This is a genomic window from Pseudomonas sp. TE3644 (genome assembly GCF_056278815.1).
Genome location: NZ_JBWBQF010000001.1, coordinates 6,132,403 through 6,145,445, shown reverse-complemented (window position 1 = coordinate 6,145,445; position 13,043 = coordinate 6,132,403). Strand labels below are relative to the sequence as shown.

Genomic DNA, 13,043 nt, shown 5'->3' with positions numbered 1-13,043 from the left:
GCCTTGGCCGCGATGCAGACGACGCCGTCTTGTAGCAAGCTGCCGCGGTTTTACTCGGCTGCCACGGGCTCGGAGCCCTTGATCAGAATGGCGTTGGCCAACTCCATGTCAGAGGCCTTCAGGCCCGGGTTGTCCGTGCGCACTTGCTGCATGGCCGCTTCCAGGTACGGCCCCTTGATGCTGCCGTTACTGGCCACATAGCTGCCGGCGTCATCCTGGGCGGCGACAATCAGCTTGTGGTGACGGAACGTCAGGTAGGTCGACGCGGTGGTGGCACCGGAGGACAGTACGTCTCTCAGGAAACCATCGGCCATGGCCGAGCCAACTGGTACCGAGAGCAGGGCAAGCGTTACTACGGCAGTTTTAAGACGCATGATGGGTGACTCCGACAGGGTTATCTCGGTATTTTGATGCTGACCTGGTGAGCTTGGTTCCCGAAAGCCCAAACACTATTTCAAATCGTTTCTCGGGGTGACCCGCAGCACCTCCTCCAGGGTGGTCTGGCCGGCGGCGATTTTCTGCGCGCCGGACAGACGCAGGCTCCGCATACCCTCCATCACGGCCCGGCGCTTGAGCGACATCAGGTCGGTCTCCGCCTGGATATGCGCTTTTACCGTGTCCGTCATCTGCATGATTTCGTACACCCCGGCCCGCCCGCGAAAGCCCGTGTCACGGCACTCCGTGCAGCCGATGGCCTGGTGCGCCTGGCTGGGGAGGGGCGCCTGCCAGGGGCGTGTCAGCGCCTGCCAGTCGTCTTCGGCCAGCTGCTGAGGGGCCTTGCAATGGGGGCACAGGGTGCGCACCAATCGTTGGGCCATGACGCCAATCAGCGTCGCCTTGATCAGGTAATGCGGCACCCCCAACTCCAGCAGGCGGCTGATGGCGCTGGGGGCGTCGTTGGTGTGCAAAGTCGACAGCACCAGGTGGCCGGTCAGCGCGGCCTGGATGGCCATCTCGGCGGTCTCCAGGTCGCGTATCTCGCCGATCATGATGATGTCCGGGTCCTGCCGCATCAGCGCGCGCACGCCGCTGGCAAACGTCAGGTCGATATTGTGCTGCACCTGCATCTGGTTGAACGCAGGCTCCACCATCTCGATGGGGTCTTCGATGGTGCACAGGTTCACTTGCGGCGTGGCCAGGCGCTTGAGCGTGGTGTACAGCGTGGTGGTCTTGCCCGAGCCGGTGGGGCCGGTGACCAGGATGATGCCGTTGGGCTGGCTGATCATGTCTTCCCAGCGGCGCAGGTCGTCGGCGCCGAAGCCCAGGTCCTGGAAGTCCTTGAGCAGCACCTGGGGGTCGAAGATGCGCATCACCATCTTCTCGCCAAAGGCCGTGGGCAGGGTGGACAGGCGCAACTCCACCTCGCCGCCCTGCGGGGTCTTGGTCTTGACGCGCCCGTCCTGGGGTTTGCGCTTTTCAGCCACGTTCATGCGCCCCAGGCTCTTCAGGCGGCTGACAATGGCCATCACCACCTGCGGGGGGAACTGGTAGACATTGTGCAGAATGCCGTCGATGCGAAAGCGCACGGTGCCTTGTTCGCGGCGTGGTTCGATGTGGATATCGCTGGCGCGCTGCTGGAAGGCGTATTGGAACAGCCAGTCGACGATGTTGACGATGTGGGCATCGTCCGCGTCCGGCTCTTGATCGCTGGCGCCGAGATTGAGCAATTGCTCGAAATTGCCCGAGTTGCCGCTGCGCGGATCACCGTTGTTGGCACCGCTGACCGACCGCGCCAGCCGATAAAACTCCACGGTGAAGCGCTGGATTTCCGCCGGGTTGGCCACCACGCGCTTGATCGGGCGCTTGAGCACGTGGGTCAGGTCTGCTTCCCAGCCGCTGACAAAAGGCTGGGCGCTGGCTACCGTCACGGCGCCGCGCGAGGCGGCCACGGCGATGATCTTGTGGCGCTGGGCAAAGCCGTAGGACATCAGTGGCGTCAGCGCCGCCACGTCGATTTTCAGCGGGTCGATGCGCAAGTATGGTTGCCCGGCCTGCTGGGCAAGCCATAGGGTCAGTTGTTCCAGGTCCAGGTACTTGCCTGGGCGGCTTTGGTCCTCGAGTTGCTGGCCGGCGATGAATTCCAATGGGTGCAACTGGCAGTTCCGCAGGCCACGCCGGGCGGCCAATGCGTGTTCGGCGCCGTCCTGGCTGAGAAAACCCTGGTCCACCAGGTCGCGCAACAGCTCATTCAAATCCAGCCAGCGGTCCTCGGTAACGGTGACGACGGACATGCGGGCTCCTTGACTCGGTTCTACGATACCCAGGCTTGTTGGGGTGCCTGAGTGAAAAGGTAGACCGGGGAATCCCGTTGAGGTTGCCGCAGGCGGCGGGAAAAAGTTTCAAGGCCTTGCGAAGGGCTCAGCCAGCGGCCGCCAGCCCCTCGTCGTTCGCGGCCTGCAGGTCCACGCTCAGCACGCAGATCAGGTTGAGCATTTTGTGACCAATCACTTCAGCGCGGTGCCAGCTCAGGCCGTCCACCGTCAGGTCCACGTGCAACAGGTCATCTTCGCGCACCACGTTTAGCGACAGCGGCGTCAGGTATTGCATGGCCAACAGGTTCAGCACCCGGCACAGGCTGTCGGGCTCGGCTTCGGCGACCAGGCGGTAACGCACCAGGGTGGTGGGCTGGCGGCCGTTCCAGTGGTCGCTGCGGGTTTCGTGAAGGGACATGGCTGGGCTCCGGAAACGATTGGCACAGCTTTGCATGGACAGCCCGGTATTTCTTGTCTCAAATAAGTGAGATCGGTGTTCCTGTGAATTATATGATTCGCCTAACTGCGCTTATTGGGATTAATTATGCAAAGCGAACTGGATCAGTATGATCGACGCATTCTGGCCTTGCTGCAGGAGGACGCCTCGCTACCCAGCGCGCAGATCGCCGAGCAGGTGGGGCTGTCGCAGTCGCCGTGCTGGCGGCGCATTCAGCGGCTCAAGGAGGAGGGGGTGATTCGCGGGCAGGTGACGCTGCTAGATCGCAAAAAGATCGGGCTGAACACGCAGATATTCGCCGAGGTGAAGCTCAATGCCCATGGGCGCTCCAATTTCACCGAATTTACCGACGCGATTCGTGGCTTTCCGGAGGTGTTGGAGTGTTATGTGTTGATGGGGTCGGTGGATTTTCTGCTGCGTATCGTTACGCCGGACATTGAAGCGTACGAGCGGTTTTTCTTCGAGAAGCTGTCGCTGGTGCCGGGGATTCAGGAGGTGAACTCGACGGTGGCGCTGTCGGAAATCAAGTCCACCACCAGCTTGCCGGTGCTGCGCTGACTGTAGCCGCTGCCGCCAGGCTGCGCTGGCCTGTGTGAACCCTGAAAACTTTCAGCGAGGCACAGGGCAAGCGCAGCCTGTCGGCAGCGGCTACAGGGGTATTACTTGCGCAGAATCTGCTTCCAGGCACGGCTCTGCATCACCGTCAGCGCCTGGTGCACGCGTGCTTCCAGCACTTCGTCGCTGATGTCGGTATCCGCCAGCTCGTGCAGCTTGTTCAGCTCACCGTACAGGCGATCCATTTCCGGCAGATCAAGCACGTTGCGGGCATGGTGCAGCCAGGCCTGGATGCGCTCGATGCGTGGCAGCTGCTCGGCCAGGTCTTCGGGCTGCTGCTGGTAGCGGCCCAGTTGCAGGGCGGCGGCTTCTTCGCCCAGGAAGTGGCCCAACCAGTTGGCCAGTTGCGCGGCGCCCTGGCGGTTGCCACGGTTGTTGCGCTCAACGGTCCAGGCGCGGTCCATCAGCCAGCGAGAAGTGTTCAGCGAGAACAGGCCCCAGCGCACGTCCAGCAGCTCTTCGGCGAACTGCTCGGGCGCCGCCTGGCGCACGTCTTCATCTTCCTGACCGGCCTGCACCAGCGGGCGCCAGTCTTCCAGCAGGGCATCCAGGCTGATACGCAGCTCGTGGGTGGTGCTGCGCGGGGCGGCCTGGCCCAGGCTGCCGGCCAGGGCGCGCAGTTCGATCAACTGAGCCAGCCAGTCTTGCAGCAGGCGCCAGTGACCGTTGAACCGGTATTGCTCGGCCAGCCGCTGGCTGCTGCCCAGCAGGTGCCAGGCCAGGGCGTTGAAGGTGTCGTCCAGCGGCATTTCCGCGGTGAGTTCCGGCGCTGGCAGGCTCAGGGCGTAGCTGCCCGGCTCGGCCAGGCGATAACCACGCTCGGCCTTGCTGATGTCACACGGCATCAGCGGCAGCTTGATGGCCAGTTCCGCAGCCAGTTCCAGCAGCGCGGCAGGCTCGCCTTCGCGCAGTTCCAGTTCCAGCTCGCAGATGTCTTCGGACTGCTTGCCGACGATCACTTTGCCCAGGTCCAGGGCGGCTTCAATCACGACCTTGGCCTTGCCACGGCCCCAGGCGATTTCGGCGCGCTCGCGGACGAAGTCGGTGGTGAACACCGGCTTGATGGTTTTCTTGTCCAGCTCGGCCAGTTCTTCAGGCCAGCATTCGCCGTCCAGCTTCTTCAAGTCCAGCTTGGCCTTGGTCAGGTCCCAGTTGTACTCGTTGCGCTCGGACAGACCGGCGACGCTCTGGCCACGGGTCTTGAGGGTCTGGATGACCTCGTCGCCGTCCTTGCGCAGGCGCAGGGCGACCTTGGCAGCGGCCAGCTCGCCGGTCGGGGTGTCGAAATACTGATTGAACAGCTCACGGCGTTCCCAGCCACTTTTGTTGCGTTTTTTCAGCAACGGGTGTTCGCGCAGCTCAGCCAGGGTTTCGGGGCTGACGCGCAGTTTGATTTCGGTTTCTTTTTGCATGGCGGGAGAATCCAGGCGCTGTTCTGATAGGAGCGCAGATGACTGCTAAGGCCGTGCAGTGTACAGGACTCGCATCCCCACGGTTTATTCTCAGTGCTCAATGGCTCTATGATGGGGTTCGCACCCTGGAGAATGCCCATGCCGCTGCCCACGTTCAAAGAGCAATTCGCCGCCCTGATCGCGGCGCCGTCGGTGAGCTGCACCCAGGCCAGCCTGGACCAGTCGAACCAGCCGGTGATCGACCTGTTGGCCAGCTGGCTGGGGGATCTGGGTTTCAAGTGCGACATCCACGAAGTGTCGCCCGGCAAGTTCAACCTGCTGGCCAGCCGTGGCACCGGCCCTGGCGGCCTGGTGCTGTCGGGCCACAGCGACACCGTGCCCTACGACGAAAAGCTCTGGCAGACCGACCCGCTCAAGCTCACCGAGGTGGACGGGCGCTGGGTAGGCTTGGGCAGTTGCGACATGAAGGGCTTCTTCGCCCTGATCATCGAAGCCGTGCTGCCGCTGCTGCAGCACGACTTCAAGCAGCCGCTGTTGATTCTCGCCACCTGTGACGAAGAAAGCTCCATGGCCGGCGCCAAGGCCCTGGCCGCCGCCGGTTGGCCCCTGGGCCGTGCTGCGGTGATCGGCGAGCCGACCGGGCTCAAGCCGATCCGCCTGCACAAAGGCGTGATGATGGAGCGCATCGACATTCTGGGACGCAGCGGCCATTCCTCCGACCCAAGCCTGGGCCACAGCGCCATGGAAGCCATGCACGGCGCCATCAGCGAGTTGATGGGCCTGCGCAAGCAGTGGCAGGTGGAATACAACAACCCGCAGTTCAGCGTGCCGCAACCCACCCTCAACTTCGGCTGCATCCACGGCGGCGACAACCCCAACCGTATCTGCGGCCAGTGTTCGCTGGAATTCGACCTGCGGCCGCTGCCGGGCATGGACCCCAAGGTGCTGCGCGACGCCATTCGCCGCAAGCTTGCACCGCTGGCCGAGCTGCACCAGGTCAAAATCGACTACGCGCCGTTGTTCAGCGAAGTGCCGCCCTTCGAGCAGGCCGCCGACTGCGAACTGGTGCAGGTGGCCGAACGCCTGACCGGCCATCGGGCGGAAGCGGTGGCATTCGGCACCGAAGCGCCTTATCTTCAGCGCCTGGGCTGCGAGACCCTGATTCTGGGCCCCGGCGACATTGCCTGCGCGCACCAGCCGGGAGAATTCCTGGAAATGTCACGTCTTGAGCCCACAGTGCGTCTATTACGTCAGTTGATCGAACATTATTGCCTGCAACCTGCCTAAACCGCTGCGTTGCCCATTCGTATTGAAGAGAGGAGAGCCCGCGTGTCGCCAAGCCTGTTACGACGATAACCAGCAGCCAGCTGTGAGTTCCCACGTTGCTCGTCCACTTATCCACAGGCTTTTGAAGTTATGCCCGAATACGTCAATTGGCTCCGTCACGCCTCTCCCTACATCAACGCCCACCGCGACTGCACCTTCGTGGTCATGCTGCCCGGCGATGGCATTGAAAACCCCAACTTCGGCAACATCGTCCACGACCTGGTGCTGCTGCACAGCATGGGCGTGCGTCTGGTGCTGGTCTACGGCTCGCGTCCGCAGATCGAAAGCCGCCTGGCCGCCCGCGGTCTGACTCCGCATTACCATCGCGGCCTGCGCATCACCGATGCCGCCACCCTGGAATGCGTGGTCGACGCCGTTGGCGCCCTGCGTATCGCCATCGAAGCACGCCTGTCCATGGACATGGCCTCCTCGCCGATGCAGGGCGCGCGTTTGCGCGTAGCCGGCGGCAACCTGGTCACCGGCCGCCCGATCGGCGTGGTCGAAGGCATTGATTACCACCACACCGGCGAAGTGCGCCGCGTCGACCGCAAGGGCATCAACCGCCTGCTGGACGAGCGCTCCATCGTGCTGCTGCCGCCGCTGGGCTACTCGCCCACGGGCGAGGTGTTCAACATCGCCTGCGAAGACGTGGCCATGCGCGCTGCCATCGACCTGGGCGCCGACAAGCTGCTGCTGTTCGGCGCTGATCGCGGCCTGATTGACGCCAACGGCAAGCTGGTGCGCGAACTGCGTCCACAGCAGGTGCCCGCGCACCTGGAACGGCTGGGCATGGAAAACTACCAGGCCGAATTGCTGGATGCCGCTGCCCAGGCGTGCAAAGGCGGCGTGGGCCGTGCGCATATCGTCAGCTATGCCGAAAACGGCGCGCTGCTGACCGAGCTGTTCACCCGCGACGGTGGCGGCACCCTGGTGGCCCAGGAGCAATTCGAACAGGTGCGTGAAGCGGCCATTGAAGACGTCGGCGGCTTGCTGGACCTGATCAGCCCGCTGGAAGAGCAGGGCATTCTGGTGCGTCGTTCCCGCGAGGTGCTGGAGCGCGAGATCGAGCAGTTCAGCGTGGTGGAGCGCGAGGGCATGATCATCGCCTGCGCGGCGCTGTACCCGATTGCCGACTCCGAGACGGGCGAACTGGCGTGCCTGGCGGTGAACCCTGAGTACCGTCATGGCGGGCGTGGGGATGAATTGCTGGAGCGCATCGAAGTGCGTGCGCGGGAGATGGGCTTGAAGACGTTGTTCGTGCTGACGACGCGTACCGCCCACTGGTTCCGCGAGCGTGGTTTCGAGCCTAGCGGCGTGGAGCGCCTGCCAGCGGCGCGGGCTTCGCTGTACAACTACCAGCGCAACTCGAAAATCTTCGAAAAAGCACTTTAAGGCCATATCCGCGTTACGGCCATCGCGGCCAAGGCCGGCTCCTACCACGATCAGCGTAGGAGCCGGCCTTGGCCGCGATGGGCGCGACGCGTGATATCAGTTACTGATCGCCAGGATACTGGCCTGGTACGAGCCAACGAAGGTATCGAAATCCCCCACCTCGGTCTGCTCCAGCTCCGCCTGGTCGGCAATCGACTTGCGCGCCATCTCTTCGAATTTCGCCTGTTCCTCGACGCTCAACGCCTGGTTGCGGAAATACTCCGCATGGGCCTGGCTTTGACGCAACGAGAACTGCGCGAAGCTTTCCTTGTGCTCAGCCATGCTCGCCAGCACCTGCGCCGACGGCGTCAGTGACGGGTCGCTGACCTTCGCCCGCTGGGCCGCCAGGGCCTTGGCGTGCTCGTCGCCGCCGTGGCTGCGGTCCAGCAGTTCGGCCAGGGGCGCGATCTGGTCCAGCAGTTCGCCGGCCCACTGCTTGAGCTCCACCGGCTGGCCGTTGCGCTGCAGTTGCAGGCCCGGCTTGCGGCCTTCCTTGACCACGCTGAGGAAGTTGTTGGTGGCGCCGCCGCACTCGATGTTTTCCAGCAACGGGCTTTCCTGCAGGGCGCAGAACAGCAGGAACGCGTCCAGGAAACGCGCCTCCGTCAGGTCGACGCCGGTCGGCAGGAACGGGTTGATGTCCAGGCAGCGCACTTCCACGTACTGCACGCCGCGCGCCATCAGCGCCTGAATCGGCCGTTCGCCGGTGTAGGTCACGCGCTTGGGGCGGATGTTGGAGTAGTACTCGTTTTCGATCTGCAGGATGTTGGTGTTCAGCTGCACCCACTCGCCATCCTTGTGGGTGCCGATTTCCACGTACGGCGCGTACGGCGTGGCCACGGCCTTGCGCAGGCTGTCGGTGTAGCTGGGCAGGTCGTTGTAGCACGGCGTCAGGCCGGCCTGGGCGTTGCTCTGGTAACCCAGGTCGCTCATGCGCAGGCTGGTGGCGTACGGCAGGTACAGGGTGTCGGCGTCCAGCTGTTCCAGCTGATGGCCGCGACCGCGCAGGAAGCCGGCGTCCAGGGCCGGGGACGCACCGAACAGGTACATCAGCAGCCAGCTGTAACGACGGAAGTTGCGGATCAGGGCGATGTAGGCCGAGGACTGGTAGTCGCGGTCGCTCTGCACGGCGCCTTCGGCTTCGCGCAGCAGCGGCCACAGCTGCTCGGGCAGCGAGAAATTGTAGTGAATGCCGGCGATGCACTGCATGGTGCGGCCGTAGCGCAGGGCCAGGCCCTGGCGGTACACGTACTTGAGCTGACCGATGTTGGAGGTGCCGTAGTAGGCGATCGGAATGTCTTCCTCGGCCGGCAACGGGCAGGGCATCGACGGGCTCCAGAGGAACTCGTTGCCCAGCTTGGAATAGGCGAAGCGATGGATCTTGTCCAGGCTTTGCAGGGTCTGCGCCGGATCGGCCAGGGCTGGGGTGATGAACTCCAGCAGCGATTCGGAGTAGTCCGTGGTGATCTGTTCGTGAGTCAGCGCGGCGCCCAGCGCTTCAGGGTGCGGCGTCTGTGCCAGGCGGCCTTGGGCAGTGACGCGCAGGCATTCGCGCTCGATGCCATGCAGGCAATGCTCGAGCAGGGTCAGGTTGGCAGCCTCGCCCAAAAGGCGCAGGCGGCGGTTGAGAATGTCGCTCAAGTTGGATTCCTTCACGCGTCAGTCGCCCCAATATGGGGGTAGAGTTGACGGTCTACAAGGGTGACGAAAGGAACCGGCGTTGTCGCCTGGTACTGTTATTGGTGTCAGATTTTTCGCCTGACGTTCCATTTGCTTCCAGGTGGTCGATTCCGGCACCGCATACGCAGTGCCGAAATTAACCCAGAACCGATACAAACCGCTAGAGAACCACGAAGGTCCCTTGCGCTTTAGCCATCAGTTTGTCGCCCTGAAGCACTTCGGCGTCGACAACCAGCGTGCGCTTGCCGCCGTGCACGATGGTGGCTACGCACACCACCTCGCCCTGGGCCACGGGGCGCATGTAGTTGATCTTGCATTCCAGGGTTACGCTTTGCTGATCGAAGCCGTGCTGGCTGGAGCAGGCCAGGCCCATGGTGATATCCACCAGGCTGAACAAGGCCCCACCATGCATCACCTGGCCGCGGTTGCGCAGGTGCGGCTCCAGGGCCAGGGCCACCTCGGCCTTGCCTTTCTCAAGGCTCAGCAGGCGGCAGCCCAGCATCTGGCTGAAGGCGCTGTGCACCAGCGCTTCAGGGATTTGCATCAGCGTTTCTTCAACTGCTTGGCGTTGGCGAACAGCGAGGCCATGGCGTTGTTCACCGGCGCTGCGGCGGGCTCCTTCTGGCGTGCCGGGGCGCCTTGCTGGCGGGGTGCCGAGCCTGGGCGGCTGCCACGTGCGCCGTCTACTTTCTCGCCCGGGGTGTCGCTCATGCGCATCGACAGGCCTACGCGTTTGCGCGGGATGTCGACTTCCATGACCTTGACCTTGACCACGTCGCCGGCCTTCACCGCTTCACGCGGGTCCTTGATGAACTTCTCGGACAGCGCCGAGATGTGCACCAGGCCGTCCTGGTGTACGCCGATGTCGACGAAGGCACCGAAGTTGGTCACGTTGGTGACCACGCCTTCGAGGATCATGCCGGGTTCCAGATCCTTCAGGTCCTCGACGCCGTCCTGGAAGGCGGCGGTCTTGAACTCGGGGCGCGGGTCGCGGCCTGGCTTGTCCAGTTCCTGCAGGATGTCGGTGACGGTCGGCAGGCCGAAGGTCTCGTCGGTGTATTTTTTCGGGTCCAGGCGCTTGAGGAAGGCGCTGTCGCCGATCAGCGAGCGGATGTCGCGGTCGGTTTCAGCGGCGATGCGCTTGACCAGCGGGTAGGCTTCCGGGTGCACCGCAGAGGCGTCCAGCGGGTTATCGCCGTTCATCACGCGCAGGAAGCCTGCGGCCTGTTCGAAGGTTTTCTCGCCCAGACGGGGGACTTTTTTCAGCGCGGCGCGGGTCTTGAACGCGCCGTGCTCGTCACGGTGGGCAACGATGTTCTGCGCCAGGGTGCTGTTGAGGCCCGAGATGCGTGCCAGCAGTGCCACGGAGGCGGTGTTGACGTCCACGCCCACGGCGTTCACGCAGTCCTCGACCACGGCGTCCAGACCGCGCGCCAGCTTGAGCTGCGATACGTCATGCTGGTACTGGCCGACACCGATGGATTTGGGGTCGATTTTCACCAGCTCGGCCAGCGGGTCCTGCAGGCGACGGGCGATGGACACGGCGCCACGGATGGACACGTCCAGGTCCGGGAATTCCTTGGCCGCCAGTTCCGAAGCCGAGTACACCGAAGCGCCGGCCTCGGAGACCATGACCTTGGTCATTTTCAGGCCTGGGTATTTTTTGATCAAGTCGGCGGCCAGCTTGTCGGTTTCGCGGCTGGCGGTGCCGTTGCCGATGGCAATCAAGTCAACCGAGTGCTTGGCGCACAGGGCGGCCAGCACGGCGATGGTCTGGTCCCACTTGTTGTGCGGCACGTGCGGGTAGACGGTGGCGGTGTCCAGCACCTTGCCGGTGGCGTCGACCACGGCCACCTTGCAGCCGGTGCGCAGGCCCGGGTCCAGGCCCAGGGTGGCACGCGGGCCGGCCGGGGCGGCCAGCAGCAGGTCATGCAGGTTGTGGGCAAAAACGTTGATGGCCTCGGTCTCGGCGCCGTCGCGCAGCTCGCCGAACAGGTCGGTTTCCAGGTGGGTGTACAGCTTGACCTTCCAGGTCCAGCGCACCACTTCGCCCAGCCACTTGTCGGCAGGGCGGTTCTGGTTTTTCAGGTCGAAATGCTCGCCGATCATCATTTCGCACGGGTGCAGGGTGCCCGGTGCCTCTTCGCCCACCTTCAGGGTGGAGCTGAGAATGCCTTCGTTGCGGCCGCGGAAAATGGCCAGGGCGCGGTGCGACGGCATGCTCTTGAGCGGTTCGTCGTGTTCGAAGTAGTCGCGGAACTTGGCGCCTTCTTCTTCCTTGCCGGCGACCACGCGGGCGGTGATGGTGGCTTCCTGCTTGAGGAAGTTGCGCAGCTTGTCCAGCAGCTTGGCGTCTTCTGCAAAGCGCTCCATCAGGATGTACTTGGCGCCTTCCAGGGCGGCCTTGGTATCGGCCACGCCTTTGTCGGCGCTGACGAAGCGGGCCGCTTCGGCCTCGGGGTTCAGCATCGGGTCGCCCACCAGGCCGTCGGCCAGCTCGCCCAGGCCGGCTTCCAGGGCGATCTGGCCCTTGGTGCGGCGCTTCTGCTTATACGGCAGGTAAAGGTCTTCGAGGCGGGTCTTGGTGTCGGCCAGATTGATGTCGCGGGCCAGTTCAGGGGTCAGCTTGCCTTGTTCCTCGATGCTGGCCAGGATGCTGGCGCGGCGGTCATCGAGTTCGCGCAGGTAGCGCAGGCGCTCTTCCAGGTTACGCAGTTGGGTGTCATCCAGGCTGCCGGTCACTTCCTTTCGGTAGCGGGCGATAAAAGGCACCGTGGAGCCTTCGTCCAGAAGGGCCACGGCCGCTTCGACCTGTTGCGGGCGGACGCCGAGTTCTGCGGCGATGCGGCTGTTGATGCTGTCCATGAAACCACCTGACCAATTGTAAATGCAGAGCCGCCGGCCGGGGCTGGCGATCACGACTGCCGGGCGCGCCCGACGTAAAAGGGGCGCATTATAACCAGCGATTCAGGCTTGGGGGATGCTGGCAAAGTCACCCGTCGGCGCGTCTGCCATGGCAAGCCAGGTAAAATCTGCTAACAATGCACACAGCACACTGATTCGGTAGCTGCGCCATAATGCGCGCCGAGATCAAAGGAGTAAGCCATGAGCAGTACTGCACAAGCACCAAAGATTCTGATTGTCGATGACGATCAGGTCATCCGTGACCGGCTGGTGCGCTTCCTCACCGAAAACACCGACTTCAATGTCCGGGCCGTGGGTGACACCAAGGAAATGGACCGGTTGCTGGCGCGCGAAACCTACAACCTGATCGTCATGGACCTGATGTTGCCGGGCGAAGACGGCCTTACCGCCGCCGCACGCCTGCGTCGCGAGCGCGCCAACCCCGTGCCGGTGATCATGCTCACCGCCAAGGGCGACGACCAGGACCGTATCGCCGGCCTGGCCCATTGCGATGACTACCTGGGCAAGCCGTTCAACCCGCGCGAGCTGGTGGCACGTATCAAGGCCGTACTGTTCCGCCGCGTGGCCCCGGTACCGGGCGCGCCGGCCAGCGAGGACGAAGTGGTTACATTCGGCGACTATTCGCTGTCGCTGGCCACCCGCGAACTCAAGCGTGGCGACCAGGTGAACATGCTCACCACCGGCGAATTCGCCGTGCTCAAGGCACTGGTGATGCACGCCCGCGAGCCGTTGACCCGTGACAAATTGATGAACCTGGCCCGTGGCCGTGAGTGGGATGCGCTGGAGCGGTCCATCGATGTGCAGATTTCCCGTCTGCGTCGTATGATCGAGCCCGACCCGTCCAAACCGCGCTATATCCAGACTGTCTGGGGCGTTGGCTACGTGTTCGTGCCGGACGGCAACAGCAAGTGACGGGGCATTTGTAGGAGCGAGCAGTCCCGGCTT

11 protein-coding genes are annotated in these 13,043 nt (G+C 63.7%); 4 read left to right on the top strand and 7 right to left on the bottom strand.

Translation table 11 applies throughout. The features are described 5' to 3' along the window. Positions 1-50: 50 nt before the first annotated feature. The 3 genes from ACZ9GA_RS27220 to ACZ9GA_RS27210 form a co-directional block, all read right to left on the bottom strand. Complete coding sequence (locus tag ACZ9GA_RS27220; protein WP_027979954.1) at positions 51-374, bottom strand: DUF2388 domain-containing protein; 324 nt, start codon at positions 372-374, stop codon at positions 51-53. 75 nt (positions 375-449) lie between these two features. Continuing rightward, complete coding sequence (gene tfpB / locus ACZ9GA_RS27215) at positions 450-2,231, bottom strand: type IV pilus assembly ATPase TfpB (protein WP_457359395.1); 1,782 nt, start codon at positions 2,229-2,231, stop codon at positions 450-452. A 127-nt stretch (positions 2,232-2,358) separates the two neighbouring features. Beyond that, entirely contained in the window at positions 2,359-2,670 is a 312-nt protein-coding gene (locus tag ACZ9GA_RS27210) for a hypothetical protein (protein ID WP_457359396.1), read from the bottom strand. 126 nt (positions 2,671-2,796) lie between these two features. Here ACZ9GA_RS27210 and ACZ9GA_RS27205 point away from each other — a divergent pair, with 126 nt between their 5' ends. Further along, entirely contained in the window at positions 2,797-3,267 is a 471-nt protein-coding gene (locus tag ACZ9GA_RS27205; protein WP_457359398.1) for an Lrp/AsnC family transcriptional regulator, read from the top strand. 101 nt (positions 3,268-3,368) lie between these two features. On the opposite strand, the gene ACZ9GA_RS27200 is transcribed toward ACZ9GA_RS27205, so the two are convergent. Beyond that, a complete protein-coding gene (locus ACZ9GA_RS27200) occupies positions 3,369-4,736 on the bottom strand; it encodes a CYTH domain-containing protein (protein WP_457359399.1) in 1,368 nt (455 codons plus the stop codon). A gap of 138 nt (positions 4,737-4,874) precedes the next feature. Between ACZ9GA_RS27200 and argE the strand changes: the two genes are divergently transcribed. Next, positions 4,875-6,023 (top strand): acetylornithine deacetylase, encoded by a 1,149-nt coding sequence (gene argE / locus ACZ9GA_RS27195; protein ID WP_457359401.1) that lies wholly within the window; start codon positions 4,875-4,877, stop codon positions 6,021-6,023. A 129-nt stretch (positions 6,024-6,152) separates the two neighbouring features. Continuing rightward, positions 6,153-7,454, top strand: coding sequence for an amino-acid N-acetyltransferase (argA, locus tag ACZ9GA_RS27190; RefSeq protein ID WP_457359403.1), 1,302 nt, complete (start codon positions 6,153-6,155; stop codon positions 7,452-7,454). Positions 7,455-7,550: 96 nt separating this feature from the next. On the opposite strand, the gene gshA is transcribed toward argA, so the two are convergent. The 3 genes from gshA to ACZ9GA_RS27175 all read right to left on the bottom strand — a co-directional run bounded on the left by gshA (position 7,551) and on the right by ACZ9GA_RS27175 (position 12,038). After that, positions 7,551-9,134 (bottom strand): glutamate--cysteine ligase, encoded by a 1,584-nt coding sequence (gshA, locus tag ACZ9GA_RS27185; protein ID WP_457359405.1) that lies wholly within the window; start codon positions 9,132-9,134, stop codon positions 7,551-7,553. 199 nt (positions 9,135-9,333) lie between these two features. Then, positions 9,334-9,717 (bottom strand): PaaI family thioesterase, encoded by a 384-nt coding sequence (locus ACZ9GA_RS27180; RefSeq protein WP_457359406.1) that lies wholly within the window; start codon positions 9,715-9,717, stop codon positions 9,334-9,336. Beyond that, entirely contained in the window at positions 9,717-12,038 is a 2,322-nt protein-coding gene (locus ACZ9GA_RS27175) for a Tex family protein (protein ID WP_457359408.1), read from the bottom strand. Before ACZ9GA_RS27175 ends, ACZ9GA_RS27180 begins: the two co-directional genes overlap by 1 nt. A gap of 240 nt (positions 12,039-12,278) precedes the next feature. On the opposite strand from ACZ9GA_RS27175, the gene ompR reads away from it, so the two are divergent. Then, on the top strand, positions 12,279-13,010 hold the full coding sequence (gene ompR / locus ACZ9GA_RS27170; protein WP_027979944.1) for an osmolarity response regulator transcription factor OmpR: 732 nt from the start codon (positions 12,279-12,281) through the stop codon (positions 13,008-13,010). Positions 13,011-13,043: the final 33 nt, after the last annotated feature.